General features: G+C 51.0%; 8 protein-coding genes. 3 read left to right on the forward strand and 5 right to left on the reverse strand.

Features of this window, described 5'->3' with window-relative positions; genetic code table 11:
• Window positions 1–11 precede the first annotated feature (11 nt).
• The 3 genes from trxA to Pla110_RS21055 all read left to right on the forward strand — a co-directional run bounded on the left by trxA (window position 12) and on the right by Pla110_RS21055 (window position 1,937).
• Window positions 12–338, forward strand: coding sequence for a thioredoxin (trxA, locus tag Pla110_RS21045; RefSeq protein ID WP_144998943.1), 327 nt, complete (start codon window positions 12–14; stop codon window positions 336–338).
• 111 nt (window positions 339–449) lie between these two features.
• Window positions 450–920: a nuclear transport factor 2 family protein gene (locus Pla110_RS21050; protein WP_144998945.1), complete on the forward strand. Its 471-nt coding sequence runs from the start codon at window positions 450–452 to the stop codon at window positions 918–920.
• A 372-nt stretch (window positions 921–1,292) separates the two neighbouring features.
• The gene (locus tag Pla110_RS21055; protein ID WP_144998947.1) at window positions 1,293–1,937 is read left to right on the forward strand and encodes an FMN-dependent NADH-azoreductase; all 645 of its coding nucleotides are present in this window, start codon (window positions 1,293–1,295) and stop codon (window positions 1,935–1,937) included.
• A gap of 1,081 nt (window positions 1,938–3,018) precedes the next feature.
• Here the strand turns inward: Pla110_RS21055 and Pla110_RS21060 are convergent.
• From Pla110_RS21060 to Pla110_RS21080, 5 genes are all read right to left on the reverse strand, one after another.
• Window positions 3,019–10,353, reverse strand: coding sequence for an FG-GAP-like repeat-containing protein (locus Pla110_RS21060; protein ID WP_144998949.1), 7,335 nt, complete (start codon window positions 10,351–10,353; stop codon window positions 3,019–3,021).
• Window positions 10,354–10,630: 277 nt separating this feature from the next.
• A complete protein-coding gene (locus Pla110_RS21065) occupies window positions 10,631–16,426 on the reverse strand; it encodes a DUF3320 domain-containing protein (RefSeq protein WP_144998951.1) in 5,796 nt (1,931 codons plus the stop codon).
• Between the two features lie 201 nt (window positions 16,427–16,627).
• Window positions 16,628–19,558, reverse strand: coding sequence for a TM0106 family RecB-like putative nuclease (locus Pla110_RS21070; RefSeq protein WP_231742729.1), 2,931 nt, complete (start codon window positions 19,556–19,558; stop codon window positions 16,628–16,630).
• Complete coding sequence (locus Pla110_RS21075; protein ID WP_144998955.1) at window positions 19,539–20,111, reverse strand: hypothetical protein; 573 nt, start codon at window positions 20,109–20,111, stop codon at window positions 19,539–19,541. The genes Pla110_RS21070 and Pla110_RS21075 overlap by 20 nt, the downstream gene beginning before the upstream one ends.
• 106 nt (window positions 20,112–20,217) lie before the next feature.
• A complete protein-coding gene (locus Pla110_RS21080; protein ID WP_144998957.1) occupies window positions 20,218–20,898 on the reverse strand; it encodes a TY-Chap2 family putative peptide chaperone in 681 nt (226 codons plus the stop codon).
• Window positions 20,899–21,727: the final 829 nt, after the last annotated feature.

The following is a 21,727-nucleotide window of genomic DNA, read 5'->3' on the forward strand; positions in this document are numbered from 1 at the left end:
GGAGCTGAATCATGTCCAATTCAATTCAGATCACCCAGGATAATTTTGGTCAACAAGTGCTTGCAAGCACGCAACCTGTACTCGTTGACTTTTGGGCGGCTTGGTGTGGTCCGTGCCGCCTGGTCTCGCCCACGATCGACGCTCTTGCGGACAAGGTTATCGGTCAGGCCACTGTGGGCAAGCTGAATGTCGACGAAAATCCGGCCATTGCCGAGCGCTACGGCATCTCTTCGATCCCCACCGTACTTGTTTTTCGCGATGGCGAAGTGGTCGACAAGTTGATCGGCGTACATTCCGAGCACGATTATCAATCAGCTCTGGAGCAAGTAATTGCCTGACGTCCCATTTTAGCAGCTCGGTGACTCCAGTACGGAGGCATCGAGCTGCTCTTCGGGACAACCAAAGCCTCACCCAACACTACCCCCCACTATGAATGGAGATTCTTTGCGATGGCCATCTTAAATCCTGTTCGACCACCCTTTACCCTAGAAACCGCTCTTTTGAAGGTAAGGGCTGCTGAGGACGCTTGGAACTCAAGAGACCCGAAGCGGGTGTCTCTTGCTTACTCGGTGGACTCCGAATGGCGCAATCGCGATCAGTTTATTCGCGGTCGTGAACAGATTCGCGAATTCCTCGACTCCAAATGGAGACGTGAACTGGAATACCGTCTCGTCAAGTCTCTTTGGAACTACGACGAGAATCGAATCGCGGTTCGGTTTCAGTACGAATACCGCACCCTGGACGGAGCGTGGTACCGAGCCTACGGCAACGAGCTGTGGGAATTCGACGAAGAAGGACTGATGCGACGCCGCGAAGCCAGCATCAACGACGTGGCCATCTCCCAGTTCGAAAGGAAGTTTTTCTGGCCGGGCGGTACGCCTCGCCCTGAACATGGAATGGACATTGAAAAAGTTCGCTGAGTGAGATTTCTGCAAGGCAAAGTGCAGCGCCATTCATCGGCCGAAACCGACACCCAGACTTCGCATCAAATCATCTCACCCGTTCACATTGATGGACGCGGTCACGTCTAAGCTATTTGTCCGCACGACTTCATTGCTTGTAATTGCTGCCATAGTCGCGTTCCCTATACAAACGCAGGGGCAGTCGCCCGAATCAATCGGCTACCGGACGATTGAGATTGAAGATGTTAATGTTTTTTACCGAGAAGCAGGTCCTGCCGATGTTTTTTCGAGCAAAGTGATTAACTTTCTCAGTTACTCTGCGAAACGGTAATCGCGAGACCGCACTCCAATACACTATAGCGAAGGATTATACCCACCGAGGTACAAGTCATGAATCTACTATCTGTCAACGCATCGCCACGTTCTGATCGATCGCTGAGTCGCCGACTTTCAAAGGTCTTTTGGGATGAGTGGTCCTCTGTGAGCCCTGATGACCTCATCGTCAGTCGTGATATAGGAAAAAATCCCCCGCCACACCTGACAGAGGAATGGATTGGGGCCGCCTTCACTGCACCCGAGTCGCGTAGTGCAGAACAAAACGAAGTGCTTCAGATTTCAAATGAAATGATTGAGGAAGTTTTGCAAGCGGGCATCATTGTCGTCGCATCGCCCATGTACAACTACGGCATGCCTTCACATCTAAAGGCGTGGATTGACCAAGTGATCCGAATCAATCGCACGTTTACTTTCGATCTTGCTCGAGGCGAGCAGCCCATCGAACCGGTGCAGTCAGGGAAAACGCTGGTAATACTTATGTCCAGTGGGGAGGGGTATTTCTCAAAGGGGGATTTGAACGCCCATCGAAATCATCTCGATACGCATCTTCAAGAGGCGTTACGGCTAGTTGGGGTGAGTACTGTGCACACTGTGCGGATTGAATTTCAGGAATTTGGCGACGACCGTCATCAAAAGTCCGTCGAAGCCGCCCATCAGAAAACGCGTCAACTAGCAAGACAGATCGCAAACACACTATAAACCTGACAGAGCATTCATCTTCAGCAAGTTCTTTTGGTGGTGAACACAAAAGTAGGCACCCATATCACCACTAGCTACTTTCAATCCAGAATCTACCGCTAACTTTTTCAGTCCCTATAACCTTTCGCTCGCATCTCGTGCGTGAGAATTGCTGTTTGTAACGAGTCAAGTAGGAATCAACGACGATGGCTCGTTCACGGCAGGTATCTAATCGGACGTCGAAAATGTTTTTCACTCGTACCGTAAAAAACTCAGCTGAACTCAAAACACAGTAACACAAGGGGGCAGGGAGACTCCGACGGCGTGTACTCTCAGGTGAGTTGTCAGCAACGCACGCCGCCACATTCAGTGAAATCGTTTTATCCTTTCGTGGAGCCTATCGATTTACGATTCGCGAGTGGAACGGCTCAGAGAATGGTTATACCCCCAAAGTAACCCGCCCTTTCACTTTGGCAACTCATTAGCTGGAATTTCTGATGCAGTCTTGGAATCTACTAAGACGCGCGTTACTTCGATACATTGGAATCATCTTCACTCTTGATACGATTCTTCATCGGCACAGGAAACCGGTCACAAGAAAATAGTCTAAATTGATGCCAAGCTTGGTCGCCTCGGAAAGAGGATTAACACGCGACGAATTGAATGTCCGATCCACTCAATCGTTAACCCTTCAGCCCACAACGCCTTAAAACCCCCACCGATTTTGAGATCAGTGTACCCCAGAATTCATAGGCCTGTGTATTTAAGGAGTTTGAAGGCATTCAAGAAAAGTCTGACAGGATCTCTGACATTGATGGATGTTGTCTCATTCATGAACGGATAGAGACTTTGCAATCGTTTACAAAATTTTGCCTCGCTTTGGTTACAGCTTGGCCAGATCAAAAACCTGGCCGACCCGTCGATGCAGAAGACCGATTCATTCCAGACTGAGAATTGGTTTCTTACTCCCCAAAAGAAACCAATTACGCTAGAAATCTTGCATTTTCGATGAAGAGAGGGCATTCGTGATTCTAAACTAGTCGTCGGAAACATGCTGAACCATCCATCAAGCAGACCTCCTACCTCTCCAGGAGTGTACAGATCAAATCAACAAGTCATCCGATTCTTCATCCCAGTTGGCAAACACAGGATCGGCCAGGGGTGAGGCGACCGGGATGAAGCGGGGACCGGTTTCTTCGACGGTGAAGTTATCGAACCAGCTGAAGGCATTCGCCGCGGCGACGCCCACTGCTCCCTTTGCAATCGGCGAACCGAAACTATGAGCGAATATCTCTTCACCATCGACGTTAAAGATGAAGTAGCCGTTTTCGAGATGGAGTTCCAAGTGGTAGAACTGATTGAAGTTGATCTTGCGACCGGAGCCGTCCCAGTCGAGGGTATCAAATCGGTTGTTCCAGTTTCCCTGGAAATGACCGAGCACCCATTCGTTCTGACCTGTATAGAAACCGACGTACTTGAAGTCATTTTCATTCTTGTAATCAAAGATCACAAACGCATCGTGCCAACCATTGGTGACCTGGTTGGAACGGACATCGACCGAGACTTTAATCGCTTCCGCATCAGTGCTGTCAATGGGCACAAACGCCAGGCCGGTACGGCCTGATCCCGCCGTGTTCACGCGGAGAACTTTTTCAGCACCAAAGTTGGCGATGCCCCAGGCACCGGGCAAGTTGTAATAAAAGTCCTGCGCTGCTCCGTCGTTGAAGTCGTCACTGTAAGGGAGCGGTAACTCTTTTCCCTGTGGGACATCCAGATCGATATGCAAATTATCGAACCGGGTTACTGCGTTCTGGGCGGCCACGCCGACGGTGCCGTTAGTGATCCCGCTGGCGAAGGTCGCGGATAAGGTCGGAATTCCATCCACACGCAATTCAACGTCGTTACCATCGACCGTCACATGCAGCGTGTACGCTTTGCTGGCATAGATCTGATTTCCCACATCGTCCAGATCGACCTGAGCGAGTCGGTTCGTCCAATTGCCCTGGTAGTGACCGATCACCCATTGATTCACGCCGGTGAACATTCCCGCGTATTTGAAATCGGTCGGGGACTGGTAATCGAAGATCAGGAACCCATCCAGCCAGCGATTGGTCCCACCGATCGTGGTCACCACGGCGGACATCTCGTAGCTGTCTGGCATCAGGTAGGGAGTATTCAAGGTCCCTATCCCGAGTCCCTGGTTGCCGGAGGCATCAATCTGCAGGTACTCGTTACCAACGGGTCCCGTTACTGACCAGAGATTGGGCAAGTGGAAGGCCAACTGATTGGCGACACCATCGTTGAAGTCTTCCTGATACGGAATATTCATCGGGGCTCCGGCAGCTACATTTTCACCGACTTCAAAGTCATCGAACCAGGTGAAGGCTCTTTCGGCGGCCATACCGACAGCACCGGTGTTGACCTCTTCGCTGAAGGTGGCAGAGGTGACGACTTCCCCGTCGGCAGAAAGCCAAACCGTTGCGCCATCGATTCGGACATGGACGGTATAGAACTCGTTCGAATTGATGGTGCGACCGGAGTCATCCCAGTCGACTTCGGCCAGCCGGTTGTTGAAGTCGCCCTGATAGTGGCCGATGATCCATTGATTCTGGCCAGTGAACATGCCCGCGTATTTGAAGTCGGAGGGGGACTTGTAGTCGAAGATCAGGAACCCGTTCTGCCAGCCTGAACCTGCCTGAATGGAATTGATCCGGGCCGACATTTCGAATGTACTCGGAGCATCTGCGGGCAGCGGGACATAGTTGATGCCCAGGTTCGTGTTTCCTGAGTTATTGATGCGGAAGACTTTGCCCCCGTCTCCATTGATGACGGCCCAGTTATTGAGCAGCGGATAATAGCACCCGTCCGCCGTGCCGTCTTCGAAGTTTTCCTGGAAGGGAAGCGATGCTGGAGTTCCGGTGGCAACGGACTCGGCGATTTCGAAGTTGTCAAACCGGGTCACAGCGTGATAGCTGGCGACGCCCGCTTTACCGTCGCCAATGCCGCCCGCAAAGGTGGCGGACGTGACGAAGAGTCCGTCGACCAGCAAGCGAGCCTGATCCCCGTCCACGCGCACATGCAGGGTGTAAGCTTTGTTAACTGAAATCTGCTGCCCGCTGTCGTCCCAATCAACGACCGATAGTTTATTGCCCCAGGAGCCCTGGTAATGCCCGATGACCCATTGGTTTTGCCCTTTGAACTGACCGGCGTATTTGAAGTCGTTCTCGTTCTGATAATCGAAGATCAGGAACCCGTCGAGCCAGCGGTTAGGGCCGCCGATCGAAGTGATGGTGGCGGACATCTCGAAGGTTTCGGGGAGGGGCGTCTCGGTCGCGACCAGTGCCGTGCTGAGACCGGTTAGACCGCTGTTGTCGGTCTGCAGATATTTGTTGCCATTTTCTTCGATGATGGAGAAGTTCTGCGGCGTCTTGAGATAGAGACCACCCCAGTGCACTTCTTCGAAGTCATTGGAGTAAGGGAGGGTGATGTTCTGATTCAGCCAGACCTGGCTTTGATCATTATAATTCGCCGCAATGGCGTCCAAGTCACCATCACCATCAAGGTCACCCAACTGGACAAAAACGCTGCTATTCTTTCCAAGACGTTGACCACTATCCGTGAAATAACCCGATCCATCGTTCAGCCATATCGAATTACTGCTGTCAACCGCACTGCCTATATAGATATCGAGGTCACCGTCCTTGTCGAAATCACCGAATTGAGCAGACGAGCTCTCATCAATTTCATCGTGCAGTGTCTGACCCAGCGTAAAACTTCCTGTTCCGTCATTGAGCAATAGTTTTGTAGATAAATAACCATGAGGGACGACGGCATCTAGATCGCCGTCACCATCCACATCTCCGAAATCAACTTGTCCCGTGTATTCGCCGATTAAGTTGATGATTTGATGTTCTGAAAACTGACCGGTTCCATCATTCAAGTAGACTCGATCATCGTCGCCCCACGTGTGCTTACCCGAAAACAAGTCCAAATCCCCGTCTCCATCGAGGTCGCCGGCTGCTAGGCCTCTATGATCGGCCCCCGGTGTCAGACCGATATTCTGAGCACTTTCTGTAAAGTGTCCATTGCCATCATTCAGTATCAGTCGATTCGCGCTGACTCCCTCGTAAACCGATACTATTGCATCGAGAGCACCGTCACCATTAAAGTCTCCTAGTACAACCCAACGACTTTGATAATCTCCAATTGACTGTCCACTATTGGTGAACGTACCAGTTCCATCATTGATCCATACTTCGTCTGGATCTGTTGAAGTTCTAGTAAGATATATATCTAGATCACCATCTCCGTCGAGATCACCTAATGCTGCACTGTTGGCATGTGGAAGGATCTGCCCTGTATCCGTAAAGGCCGCTCCTCCATTGTTAGTCCAGATTCTACTACCTGACACGTTCGCGAAAACGGCGTCAATGTCGCCATCCCCATCGATATCTCCAAGATTGACACTTGATGTATAATCACTGTCACCAAAGACAGACCCGGCGACGAAATACCCACTTCCCCCCTCCGCAGCCAGCACGATCACGTCGCTGTCGTGCGCGGTGTTATTCGTCCGATCGGTATCGAACAGTGGGGCAGTATTGATAGTGGCGACGTTGGTGATGTTCTCGCGGACGTTCGGTTTCACCGTGCCGGTGATGGTGTAGGTGATCGTCGCACCGATGGGGAGGTTGACGAGTTCATCAATAGGCCCCGTACCGGCCAAGGTCGCCACAGTTCCACCCGTGACGACTGCGGTCCAGCTGATATTATCGAGAAACGCCGAAGGATCGTCCTTGATTCGGCTGTAGGGCGACTCGTTCGGGCCGTCGTTGGACGCAACCACGGTATAGGAATGCGGCGCCCCCTGTTCGACAGCGACCACGGACGAGGATTTCGAAATGCCCAGGTCGGTTCTGATGGTCGGGTTGCCGAGCTTGCGAATGAAAGCGTCAGCACCTTTGCCGGTAAGTTCAAAAACATCTTTTCCGGGGGCAAAGTCGACAATGCCTTCAAATCTGCCAACTTGATAAATGTTGCCAGCGTAATCGAGCGCAATACCTTCACCCGTTGTGGGATGGTTGGTGGCCCACTGGAGTTCACCAGCGGTGTTATATTTCGCGAGGTAGGCTCCACCCTCGTTGAGTATAAAGCTCTCTGCTCCCGGATCAAAATCGGCAGGGCCATTTGTGAAACCAGTCACATAGACTTCCCCTGCATTGCTGATCGCAAGTGCTGAGGCGCGATCACTATTGCTTGAACCGATGCCAACAGCCCATTCAAAGTTCCCGTTCGTATCAAGTTTCTGAACGAACGCATCTCGCTGGCCCTCACTGACGAGGTTGGACTCACCTGGACCAGGATCAAAATCAGTCGTACCACTGAAACGCCCCGCCGTATAAATATTTCCCGCGTCATCAAGTTGAATGTCCCAAGGCACTTGAGTGAAGCTATTATCCGACGAGACCATTGTCTTCGCCCAAATGAAATCCCCGTTTGCGTCGAGTTTCACGATGTACAAATCGAAACCACCACCAGGACTGGAGATTTCGAAGATACCTGTTCCAGGATCGGCATCCAATGTACCGTTAAATAGGCCGGCAGCGTACACGTTTCCTAATACATCAACCGTGACTTCGTTTAGTTCACTAGCCCAGCCTCCGGGGTTCTCACTTTGGGTGAAATCACGCGCCCAGATCAGGTTCCCCTGGGTATCGAATTTGGAAATGTATGAATTGACTTCGACTGCAGTCCTTAAATCGGTACCTGCACCAGGATCCAGATCCACGGTTCCCTCAAACGCACCCGAGAGATACGAATGTCCGTTATTATCGACATACAGGCCATCACCGAAATCAGAGAACTCGCCTCCAAAAGTCTGAACCCAGATAAGATTTCCGTTTTCGTCCATTTTCATAAGAAAGACATCAGAGCTTCCGTTACTGGTACGGTTATCGGCTCCCACCCCGGGATCGAAATCGACTGTCCCATTGAAAGAACCTGAAAAAAAGAGGTTATTGTCTTCATCTACTCCAGAGTCTTCCAAGTAGATGTTGTCCGGAGCGCCAAAACTGCGTGCCCACAACAAGTTTCCGATGGTGTCGAATTTCGAAACGAAGAGATCTCTTCCTCCAGAAGATGGAAGCATAGTTACTCCGACTCCAGGATCAGCGTCGAAGGTTTCGCGATATTGTCCTGCGACATAGATGTTACCATAAACATCGATTTGGATTTGTTCGGCCTGTTCATAACCAATGCCACCAAACCCTAACCCCCAGTCCAATTCGGGTATAGCATCCAGAATATCGACCGTGGTGCTGGTGGTGTTCGTTCTGAGTAAAGAATCAGTGACACGGAGTTCGACGGTGTGGGTTATCGCTCCCAGGAAATTCGCTGTTTTGAAAATCGGGTTAATGCCAGTCTCGTCGCCGTTCAGCGCACTCGCGCCTGTTTCACCAAAGAGGCCGTCGCCGTCGAGGTCCCATTCGTAGGTGAGTGTCGCCGGATCTTCATCGGGATGAGTCGTAGCGGAACCGTCCAGCACGGTGTTCTCATCAATGTTAATGCGATACGGCCCACCCGCGTCCGCTATGATGGGACTGCGGGGAACCAGCTTGCGAACGAAAATATCCGTCGAACCTTTGCTGGTCAATTGGTAGACGTCCGGGCCGGGCGCAAAGTCAATCGTTTCAAGAAAACGACCGGCCGTATAGATATTCCCATCTGAATCAACATCCAAGCCTTCATGGAGTGCCCTAAGATTATTCGCCCAGAGGAGCACGCCATCATTCGTATATTTTGCCAGAAAAGCGTCTCCCTGGTCCATCGTATAGACGCCCGGGCCGGGGTCGAAATCAGGAGATTCTGAAACGATTCCTACCACAAAAATATCGTCTGCGGAATCAATAAATAAATTGTAGGCATCGTTTGGATAGAGGCTTCCCGCAGCGACGATCCAGTCTAAATTGCCGTTCACATCGAGTTTCTGCAGGAACGCGTCCCGATACCTAATACTTTCCAAGGAGTAGGTATCGGGGCCGGGATCGAAGTCAACCGTTCCGGCGAAGCCGCCAGCAATGAACAGGTTCCCGGTAGAATCGGCTTTAATATCCCAGGGATATTGAATGCTTCCGCCACCTTCCAGCGTGACCATCGATTTGGCCCAGATCAACTCGCCGGAGCTGTCCAACTTTAAAACAAACATATCCGAATTCGTAAATGAACTCGTCAGCTCAAAGACGCCGGGACCCGGGTCGAAATCGATTGTCCCTTTGAAATTACCTGCCAGATACACGCCACCTGAATCGTCTTGGAAAACGTCATATGCATAGGCTTTTGCGTTGCCGTCGTTTACGCCGTGAGTAAAATATTCGGTCCACAGAAAATCTCCGTCTGTATCAAAAGCCGAAACGAATACCGAAGCATAATCATCAACCGTAACCGAATAAGTACCCGGACCAGGATCAAAATCTATGGTCCCCTGAAAACTTCCAGAAACTAAGAACGAGCCATCGTCGTTGACGTGCAAGCCAATCCCATAGTCCTCATTGCTGCCACCGAAGCTTTTGGACCAGACGAGATCGCCATTGCCGTTCAGCTTAAATACGAAAACATCCTGCTCGCCATTACTTGTCAACTCAGCGACACTACTGCCAGGATCGAAATCAATCGTCCCGGAAAATGTCCCAGAGACATAGACGTTCCCGAGTTGATCGAGTTCGAGATGTTCTGCATAAACCTGATCTTCGTCACTGACGCTATTGGCCCAGAGGAAGTTACCGGCGTTGTCCAGTTTGATGACATATAAATCGTAGTCAGAAGTCGTATCGCCGGAATAAGTCAGCAAAGTTTCACCGGAGCCCGGATCCGCATCGAAATCGGCATTGTAATATCCCAGTAAGAAGACATTGCCGTTTTGATCAACCTTGACCTCTTCGATATGATCCTGGGCGTTTCCACCCATCGCGACTGCCCATTCAATTTCTGGAACGTCATTGATCACCGAAATCGTCGCGGTAGCGGTATCCACGTTTAGTTGGGAATCAATGACGCGGAGCGAGACAGTACGGCTATCGAGACTATTTAAATTATCAGTAGTAAAAACTGGGTGAATATCAGCCTCGTCGCCGTTTAATGCATTCGAACCAGTCTCACCGAAGATACCATCTTCGTCCAAATCCCATTCGTAAGTGAGCCGAGAGGGTTTTTCATCAGGATGAGTGGTTAGAGATGCATCTAGCACCGTGTTCTCACCCAATTGAACACGATACGGACCACCGGCGTCGGCCACTGGTGCTGCCAGCAGCGTCCGGTCCTCAAGAGCGTCGAACCGATACCACTCTGATCGATCTAAAACTCGTGATCGATAGGCGTCACGCTTACGGGAATGACGTTTGTTAGCGCGCAGTTGGGAAGTCAGCCAAGTCGTAAAAGGCATGGTTGCGGAACTCGCAAAGATAGAGAGGGAAATACGGCTGCTTCAGCTTCGACATTCAGTACCGATGAACTGAAGGAGTAGTCTCAGAGAGGATAGTCAGGATTCAACGATTACAACGCATGTGTGGTACAAAGTCAACACGAAGGTGTTCGTGGTAACACGGCCGGAAGTAATTGCAGGGTTACTTAATTATTGCGTGTGGATTCTCGGGGAATGAAGACGAGGTCAGGTGAGCTTCCCCCAAAGTCCGCCCCCCCCCAAAAACACGAGAACACATTTACTCATCTTTGTATTTCTCGACCTCACCTATCACTTCTTCAATTCGACTTCGCAGATTCGCCGTCAAGCGGTTTATGCGCAGGAGTTTGGCATACTCCTGAGCGGGATCATTCTCGTCTAACAGTTCACGATGGGCATTGATGAGCCCTTTCAGTTCGGCATGCGGAATTTCATCGAGACTACGCTGATCTTCATCTGAATAATGCGATCGATACGGTATCGTGTCCGAAATGTCTCCTGACCAGATAAATCGTCCTTGAGGTTCCTCACCAATGGAGACGTCGGGTAATAACTTCAGAATGCGTTCCCGAATCTTGGCTCCCATTCGACCAAAACCATGAGCCGTGGCGATCTGTTTGAGAAGGGAGTCTTCCAGTAAAGGAGCTTCCGTCGACAGAATCAGATCAATCATCTGTCTCAGCACAGAGGAATAATCCGAGTCATAGAAGCGGTCTGGTTCAATCGTGAGGTCATCAAACGACGCGCGTTGATAGTACAGCATGGGGGCCGCTGACTGAGCTGAATCGAGCATAGTATCGAGAGCCTTCTGTTCCTCTTCCTGGCGACTCTTTTCTAACGCCGATTTCAGAGAGGCATCAATCCGGTCCAGAGCTCCTGCCGGATCATACCACCAGTCCGGCGACCAGATACGCAGGATAGTCCAACCGAGATTCTCCAATACCAGTTGACGGGTTTTATCTCGATCACGCGCAGTATGAGAACTGTGATAAGTCGCCCCGTCGCATTCGACTCCAGCCAGATAGACGCCCGGTTTATCGGGATGAATAATTCCCAAATCGATTCGAAATCCGGATACGCCAATCTGAGGTGCCGTCTGCCACCCTCGCGACTGCAGCGCTTCCGATACTTTCTGTTCGAAGGGAGACTCATATTCGCCAACAGAACCTGCGTTGGCAGTCCGTAAGGCGATGTCCCCGCGTTCCGCGAAGTCGAGAAAGCTTTTTAGATGTTTCACACCGACTGATGCTGTCCGTTGAGTGTCGAGATCCTCCGCTTTGAATGAAGAATAGACCACCAACTCTTCCCGAGCACGCGTAACAGCGACGTTCAGTCGGCGTTCGCCCCCCACTCTATTAATAGCGCCGAAATTGAGCGGAATACGCCCACTGGCGTTTTTCCCAAACGTAATGGAAAAGAACATCACATCGCGTTCGTCCCCTTGCACATTCTCCAGGTTTTTAACAACGGTCGGTTCGATTCGCTCATCACCAAAGAACCATTCAATCTCTGGAAATCGCCGACGTTCGCGGTCGAACAAGTCCATGATGAGTGTCTGTTGCTGGGTATTAAAAGTGATGACCCCCAGCGTTAATCGTTTTTCATCCGGGAGATGTATCCAGGACTTCATCAAGGCCACCGCATCAGAGACGATTCTCTCGGCTTCGATCTTGTTCGTTCGACTTTTACCTCGGTCATATTCTGATTCGGGCAAATGCACCAGCCGGACAGCATTATCTTCTGTCGCTGTCGAAGGGAACGTAATCAATTTATTGTTGTAGTAATGCCAGTTTGAAAACGTAATCAGCGATTCGTGCCGACTTCGATAATGCCAGCTCAGCTGGAGTGTTTTGACTCCCGATGTCTGCACTTCATCAAGAATACTCTCGAGATCCTGTTCGTGATCCTCCAGTTCTGATTCCTCTTCACTGTCTGATCGTCCAAAGAAGTTCGTTGGAGGTAACTGTTTCGGGTCACCAACAATGATGGTCTGCTTCGCCCGGCCAATGGCCCCGATCGCGTCCCATGTGGTAATTTGCGAAGCCTCGTCAAAAATCACGACATCGAACAACTCCTGCCCAGCAGGCAGATATTGGGCGATAGACAAGGGGGACATCATCAGACAGGGAGCGAGCTTACTGAAGTTATCCGGCATCGCCGAAATCATCTGACGAATTGATTTACTGGGGCGTTTCAGTTTGATTTGATGTCGCAGTAGTCCCAGTTCGGATTTTTTAGGAACTCCATCCTGCTCCGGCAGGTCATGTTCCCGAATTTGCTGAACCTGAATGGGAGCGAAACCACGGGCCTGTTCGTCCAGATTAAGAAAGTTGTCGATTTTTCGTTCGTGGTCTTCGCGTTGAAATGCTCTCAGTTCGGGTGAGTTATCGATCGTCTTAGTGAGCCACCAGCGAGCGTACGCACTTTCGAAATCATCCCTGAACTGATCCGCATCGAGAGGCTCGCCCTCAATGGCTGGAATAATGTTCTGTAAACCCAGCTTGCGTGCGGTTTGTTCTGCCAGACACCACATCGTCCAGGATTGCAGTTGGGCTCGGTGGTCGAGGACATCATCCAGGTTGTGACAGGTATCTTCGAGAAAACGGGGGGACGATGAATGAACTGGTAGAGTTCCCGCCAGTTTTTTCCAGTTTCCGAAATGGATCTGATATTCCTGAGCCGATTTATAGAATTTGCTGGCCAGTTTTGTGACCGGATGTTTGGTTGCATCTCCAGAAAGGACGGGGGCAAGTGTTTTCGAAAGTCGCTTGATGGAATCACCCCCCAGAGATTTGGCGAGGGTCACAATCGAATCGCGAGTTTTCTTTGCTGTCTCCAGGTGACTTACAAGCGATTTGACATCGATGGCGGCCACCGACTGACCGGGCGATTTCTTCACAAACGGATTAGCAAAGATTCGGTCACGTAACTGCTGCAGTCTTTTCAGGATCTCCAGATCGACTGCCGGTTCCACAGTTCCACCGTTAGCATGCCCCTGCAGCTGCTTGACGACCTTTTTACGAGCGAAAATGGAGAGGGGCCAGAATTTGGATTCAGCCTGCTGGTGCAAGTTTAACAATTCCTCCACCGGAATTTCGGTCAGCGTCTCTTCCAGGTACTCTCCCTTCAGTTTGGAAAGCCCTTTGCTATAAGCCAGAATCGTTTTATGCAGACTTTCAAGATCTTTACCAAAACTGGAAAAGTCTTTGCTGAAGACAAGATGAAAATCGTCACCAGCCGTCTTGAGTAACATTCTGCAGAGACGTGTGATCTGCTCGTATTCCGTGAGCGAGCAATCACTCCGGTCCGGGATGCCCACCGTATCAAAGAAATCATGCAATAGGCCCTGAATCGTTTCACTCTGAGCCTTAAGTGTCTGGGCCTGATCCACCACATTCTGCTCCCAGCGAATCGACCACTCATTCTGTTTGACGGCCGCCAGATTCACTTGCCCCGCAACTTGTGCATGGGTATGAGCGAGTCGCTCGACAGACTCAAGCAACTGATCGTATTCCTCACGCGAATGTTGCAGGTTATCCGGCCAGCCCAGATTGAGAGGAGACTCCAGCCGCATCCCCCCGGTACGCCACATCGCATTATAGGGTGTCCAGCCGCTTCCATCCCGGCGATGTAACGCTTGCACATAGCGATTCAGATGCTCACGGTGCTGCTCAAGATGGTCATTCACCCGGTCCCATTCATTCTGAATCTCACCAGCGCGATTCAGCCAGGCATTATTCAGCTGATCCAGAAAACTTTTCCGCTCGGCTTTGTTCGAATGGAGCTCCAGGCAAAGATCACCCAAACCATGTTCCCGTAAACGGCGATAGACCACATCCAGAGCGGCTGTCTTTTCGGCAACGAAGAGAACCGTTTTGCGAGTCGCCAGGCACTGTGCAATCATATTGGCGATGGTCTGACTTTTTCCGGTTCCAGGCGGACCAATAATGACCAGGTCGTGGCCTTCCGCCGCTGCCATTACCGCTGCCAGTTGTGATGAGTCCGCCGGCAAGGGATGAGCCAGATCATGTGGCCGGTATCGCAGATCCATTTCATCACTACGCGGCATGGGAGAGGAAATGCCAGAGCTGAATTCCTTTTCAGGAGTAAAGACGAGATGCCGAATTAACCGATTCTCTTTTAATTGATCAAGCCGCTCCACCAGGTCCTTCCACATCAGATACTTGGAGAACGAGAACGTCGACAACGCCGTTTCCTCGATCACTTCGAACCCGGGCACATCCCGGATCGCCTGACGAACCTGTCGCATGACCAGGGGGACATCAATCCCATTCTCATCCTGAGGGAGTTCTCCTTCAAACTGAGAAATGTCTTTTTCAAAGTCCCGCTTCAGCAATTGAATCAGCGTCGCATTGAAACGGACTTCCTCTTCATGGTGCGTCAGTTTGAAACCCGCCGACGCATTTTTTCTTTCCAGCTTGACGGGGACCAGCATCAACGGGGCTTTGTAATAACGACTTTCATCTTCACGCCGCCGCCAGCGCAAAAAACCTATTGCCAGATAAAGAGTATTAGTTCCCCCTTCCGCCAGATCGTTTTTGACTTTTCGGTAGATTGCCGTCAGTCGACCACTCAATTCCCGTTCGGTTAAAGTCGAAGCAAGTTCATTTTTTTCCAGAGCGATGCGAGCGAATTCTTCATCCATGTCCCGATTTGTCTGTTGCAGGTGCAACTCCGAATCCCGCTCGCCATGGGGATTCATCTCGTCGAGAGAGATCAACTTGATTTTCGTTCCCGAAGCTAACCGGTCCTCCAGCAGAGGAATATTCTTGCAAAGAAACGGCACGACCAGTTGTGTCTCACGCAGATTCAACAGGCGATTGCGAAGTGACAAATCAAGCAGCTTCCGCTGCCACCGATCAATTCGACTGTCGGGAGTCGTTGGTTTTTCATCCTCCTTTGGATTGATCGTATAATCTGGTGACCCCAATCCGGGAAACTTAGGCAATGCGGGAGCAACACGGGAAATTTGTTCTGCAGACGCCAGTTCGGAATCGTGAGAAGCGAGAGGGCGTACTTGCGCCATCCGGGCCCGTTTGATATCGATAGAAGCGACAAACTTATGTTCTTCCGATTCTCGGATTTCGTAATCAGAACGCTGCATCGCTTCGTCGAAAGAAACGACTGATTGACTAGTCACCATCGTGGTTTCAAACAACACCAATTCTCCTGATGTTCGTATTTTACGAACTTCAAGACAATCGGGCTCAATCAATCGATCCTGTGTGTCCTCAATCAGCCAGGCTCCAGCAAAGCAGTGACCCCGCTGCATAATCACAATGGGGTGCAGGCCAATCGCCTCCAGCGCGGAGGCAAATAGAAGTGTACTGTCGAGACAGGTGGCCAGACCCTCTTTAAGAACACGCGATGGACGACGAACCTTCTGGCCGACATCTTCAAAACTACTGGGGGGATTGGCATAGGTCAGGTTCTTCTCCGAGACCGCCGACCATAATGCAGCCACTTGCAGGAATGCCTTACCTGGATCTTGACTCTGGTAACCATCCAGGGCCGAGGAATGACCATGTTTGGCCAGAATCGCGCTGCTCGCTTTAAGCAAACCGGCAATGGCGGGGTCGTTCGGCATCACAAAGGCCGCCAGGATTTCCGGCATGGAACGCATACCACCCCATTCGTCGCGGGCGAGCACCCGCACGGGGCGCCTGTTCTCGCACAACAGCTCATCCCGATGCTTCAACCGAAAGATCAGATCTCCCCGCTCGGCCTCGTTCAGGCCGGAAAGATAATTCCCTTCCATCTCCAGGTGTCGATCCCGGATCAGGTGAGTCCCCTTCCCTTCGAGCCGATCAATGACCCATTTCCGTGAGCGAGCGAACCCGGGGGTGATCTCCAGTTCCAGAACGAGGTCGTTATACGTCGTTTCTGTCGGATTCACGATCTCCAGCGACCGAATCAGCGGCACCGAATTCTGCCAAGAAGCGTAGTTGAGATAATCATTGATATCGGTATCGATCCGAACTGAAACCGATTCATCCGGTGCCTGAGAAATAATATCGGTCCCATCGAGAGACATCGTCTACTCCGCTGAAATTCAGTGCGTACTATAATGGTGTGCTAAAACGACACTACGGTACCACGACATCCGAGTCGGCTCAACGAGTAGTCGTGATGGTGTTGGAATTTTCTCATCGATTGCAGAATCATGGGAATGATGGTTCCTGAATTCGTCGAGTGACAGTGATCGCAAGGAACTAGTGACTTCATCCAGAGACCATTATTCTGCATGACTCAGAAGCCAGCAGTACAGATTCAATAATTCCATTTCCTTGATGGAATGACAGGGAGACTTCGCCAGTTTGGAGCTTCCCACAATGATGGTGAGGGTGCGTGCTCGAGAGACTGCTACATTCAGTCGGTTGGGTTCCAGCAGAAACTCTGCTCCCCGTGGTGAGTCTTCTAATGTGGATGAGCACATTGAGATGATCACGACTTGGGCTTCCTGCCCCTGAAACTTATCCACGCTACCCACGCGATCAGGAACTCCGAACTGATGTTGAAGCCGGCGGACCTGCATATTGAACGGGGCAACGACGAGAATGTCCTGCCAATTCAGAGCGATCGATTTGCCGCCCCCAAAGGGCACCACCGGTAACCCCAGCAACTCAGAGATGATTCGACTGATAACGTCTGCCTCCTCGAAGCTGCTCTGAGTGTTTCCGGCATGTTCCACCGGTATGTACAGGATACCGGATTCTTTAGTGATCAACCCCCTGTACCCTTCCGGAAACACAATTCGCTGTTTGGCTGTATCGGGATGAGGATGCAATCGGTGCTCGTAGACGGCCTCAGATATAAAGTCACAGATGTGAGGATGCATCCGCCAGATCTGACTGAGAAAGATGCCAAGATCACTTGGAATTGTGGCGTGCTCTCCCAGTAGATATTCCAGAGCGGATTTACCGCTATCACCAGGATGAGTTCCTTGTATCGGTTGAGCGAGCTGCATCTGATCACCGATCAGCACCATGTTCTTTGCTGCCAGCCCCGTAGCGACCACATTCGCCAGTGAAAATTGTCCGGCTTCGTCGATGAACAGGAAGTCAAAGACCCCTTCCAGTTCCGGGCGACTGAAAACCCAGGCCGTTCCCCCCATGACCATCGCGCCGTCTTTAACCACTGCTGCGGCCTCACCCGATGAAGAAATAGGGGTTATTCTTCCCGAGTTGATGAGCCAATCGTCTCCTTCACCCCTCACTTTGAACAACGGGAAGTCTTCCCCTGCCGCTGTAACCGCTTCATGCACAGCCCGGAGCACGTTCAGAATAGCTTTGTGACTGTTGGCCGTTACTGCGACCTTTTTGTTTTCCTTCAGTAATTGCAGAATGGCCTGAGCCGCTGTGTAGGTTTTCCCTGTTCCGGGCGGACCCTGAATACACAATACTGATTGATCTAAACGGCTGATGGTAGCGATGACTGCGGGGACTAGATCAGTCTCTTCCGTAAGGATCGGACCGGAGAGATGCCCCTTAATTCGCGGGGGGCGGCGATGGAGCAGATCATCAACCGCACGTGACAGGACCGTTCCTTTCGACCAGGCTTCGACATAGCGAAACACGGCTTTCGCCAGCGTAGTGGAACTGACATGTTCGTCGGGAATCAGGCAGAGCGTTTCAGGAACCTCCGTGACACTCGGACCAAGTTTGATTTCGACCAATCCTTTTTCGGAGTCAAGATGTTCGATCACGGTTCTGATCGTGAGGTCATGTGAAAAAAAACACTTCGAGCCAACATGCAGCTTTGTGTTCTGGTCTGGAGCATACTGGTACTCGAAAAGGTGAGATCGCTTTATCGGTGTTTCTGGCTTCGAGGTGCGCTGGAGCCCTCCTAAACAGTCGAATTCGTCAATCAGTTCGGACTCACTCTTTTCATGCCAGTCAAACATCCGCCAGAAGACAGGTTTGTCTTCCCTCCAGTGAAACTCCAGTAACCAAGTGAGCAGCTGCTGGACTCGAGATTTTTCCTCGTCCGTAACCTTACCGGATTCGACTTCGTCCAGTAGATGCTCGGCCAATTGCTGAGTGGGATGGGTAAGATCACTGTCATTATTCTTTTCCGAAATACCCAGCCCGTCGGATCCAGCGTATGCGATCCCTGCTTTGCGTTGAATCTCGCGGAGCCAATTGGCTAGGAGCCAGGTGGAGTCACAGTCGACTTTGTTGTAGTCGCGAATCTCCTCCAGTATTTCAGACTCCCGCCAGTCCTGACTCTGACCACTCTCCAGCCACTGATGGTAGGCCACCACCGATCCACCAGCCGTTGTGACTTCCCCTTCCCGGTTATCCATGTAGAGATGCTCTATATCCTTGAGTGAATAGCTGGGCGTTCCGACAATCAAACCTTGGCGTACAATTTTATAAAGGTCGATGAAGACCTGATTTCGTAGTAAATCATCCACCTCGCGTTCGCGTGTCGCATATTTCCCCATCAATCGACGCATCGCCGTCACTTCGTAAGGGGCGTAGTGGTAGATGTGCATTCCAGAATCAGTTTTCCAACGATCGTGAGTCCAGTCAATAAAGCGTTCAAAGGCTTTCTTTTCCTGCGGATCGTCATGTGCCCACCAGTCGGCGAACTTTAGCTCGTCCTGCTCCAGATGAGTCGCTCCCAGCAAATACTCCAGCCCACCTTCCCGATGGGGATAGCCTTCAATGTCGAAAAAAATGTCGAGTGGAGACGCCGGAGGGAGCAGAGCCAGCCCATGCTGAGGCTGATTATCTGGAGACAACTGAACCTCATAGAGAGGTCGCAGCAGACGGTGAGAGTCGACTTGCAGTTGAGCCTGTTTCCTGAGCCTGATAAAGGTCGGCCGAGGAATTTCAGGCACCTCCTCCAGAGGAGAGGTTGCCAATTCAGTTAAGGTCTGGAGCCCGGCCGCTTCCAGCTTGGTGATCTGTGAACGTGTGATGTTGGCTACGCGAGTCAGATGGTCTGCTGCATCCAGAACTTGTTCAGCGAACGTGTTCCAGCGACCATAATTTCGGGAAGCTCCCGGGTCCGGAAAAGACTGAGCATTAAATCGGTTCTGGAACTTCAGGAAGGACTGTTTCAGCTGACGATAGTAATGCAGGAATTGATTCGTTCGAAACCGGACCCGTTCGCCAGTCCCCAGTACCACTACAAATCCTTCAGGGCGGACTCCCTGCATGTGCTCCAGCATCTCCGAATAGGCACACAACTGAACTACGAAGTAAGCTTTGAACTACGAAGTAAGCTTTGGGGCTTCTCGCGAGCTTCGTGTCCCATATCTCGTAATGGTGTTCTCCCAGACTGGATTCTCCTCTCATACGGCACAGAAAATCGGCGAATCCGCCGAATGAGTCCAGTTCCAGTCGAGCCTGAAAAACAAAGTCCTTCCCCTGTTGCATCGTCGTGAGCGTTGTTGCCTGGTCAGTAGTGCCGGAATCGAGCTCTTCGATTGCGTAGCCTTGTTGCCGCAATTGTTCCAGAAACGCCTTCTCGTGTTCCAGTCCTTTTTCGGCAATTAACTTCAGTTCTTCGTCTTGTTCATCCGGTTCACAACAATCGATCAGCCTTAAGTCGACTCCCAGTGGAAGACCGTTTGCGTCCACAACCTCGCTGTTTCCACGCCGCCGTTCACAATTCCAACGCTCCATCCAGCTGCCAAACTCCGACTCGAGAAAGAGGGTCAGATCACTGGGCGAGAATTTCAGTGTTCCGGATTTCGTGTCGTAATACATAGCGATAACTACTGTGTGAAATGAATTGTATCTGGAAGAACTAAAGAACCGGTCATATGCTCAGCGAGAGTTTGGAATCGTTTAGATAATCTCACCTGCCTCAATTTCATGGCAGGAAATCCATCGCTGTTTGGGTAATCAATGCCCAAATCTTGCGACGCCTCGGATACAGTTCAGCTAGATCAAAGGCCTGGCCACCCCGGCGATGCAGACGACCGCCTGTATCTAAACAGAGTAGGGGATCCTTATCTCGTAAAATGAACCAGTAGTAGTATGGATTCGGTAATTGAGGATTGGGTGATCTAACCGTTGGCTCAGTTCGGTTTGAGGGAAACATATCGAACCAGTCGTCGTGTTGGCCTCCGTCGTCCCCGGAGGAATCGTAGAATCCCATGCGACATTCCCAGAAGTCACGCGAGGCGAGTGAACGAGTCAGTAGTTCTGCGATGTACCGAAAGCAAAGAGTGGAAGGAGATGACGCCGGTAGACGTAGTGGAATTTCTAACCGCATCGATATTGTAATTTCATCCAGATACCCTGTCGGATCACACACCATACGTTGCACCCAGTCGCCGTGACTTTCCTGATACAATCCGTGCAGACTTCCCGCCCGGTTGATATCGATCAATGATTGCTTAGGCGACTGGCGGTCGATCAAAGTCAGACAGTCGTACTGTCCTCCACCCGGATGCGTCTCCCATAGAAGGAACCGATCCGGAAACCGGCGCCAGAGTTCCGTCACGATTCGCCAGGAGATGATTTCAAGGAGTTGTCGATCAGGATGCATAGGTTTCCTACTTCTTAAGGGAACTTCGAGACATCCGTGCTTCAGTCATCGGAAAAAATGCGGATGATAAACTCCAGGAACAAAACGATCATCAGCAATAGAATAATTTTCATGTTTCAGTCCTCCCGAGGCGATCGAGCCCACAAAGAGTAAACGCGAAAGTATAATCACGAGATCATGTATCTCTTCGGATCTTGAATGAATTTCCCTTGTTTGCATTTGGGGCAGGTTTCGCCTTCCAGTTCGAAACACTTTTTTCGACGCGAACTCTTACATCTGCGGCAAGTTTTTGGCTTTCCTTCGTCGACTTTGTATTTGCAACCGCAATCCATACAGAGGTGGGGGACATCCAAACCCGTCGCCTCGTATCGTCGGGGGTCGGGATGGTAAACGTATTCCTTTTTGCCATCGAAACCCCTGATGTAAGGATCTCCCTCATCCCACGCCTCGATCTTGAAACCGCAGTGGTCACATTCAATTCTCTTTCCGTAAGCCATCACCTTGTCCCTTAATGCATTTGTCTGGTTTGGAAGTTACAGGATTAACCATTCATTCGATTGACGAGTATCCAGACCACGATTTGAGTCAAAATCAGTGCGAACAACAGAATTTCGACCCAAGTACTGAACCGCCCAGCCACAGGAATGTCGGAATCGCGCGGTACAGGCTTCTCAAGTGGTTCAGATGAGAATCGGGGTGGCTCCCAGGGACGGAACTGGATCGATTCTGTCGGATACTCAAACTGAAACTGACAGGCAGGGCACTTGATAACTGCGCGGTTCGAAATGGGGAAACCTCCTCCGATTACTGGCATGGTGAGATGGCGAAT

This window comes from Polystyrenella longa (assembly GCF_007750395.1).
GTDB classification, from domain to species: domain Bacteria; phylum Planctomycetota; class Planctomycetia; order Planctomycetales; family Planctomycetaceae; genus Polystyrenella; species Polystyrenella longa.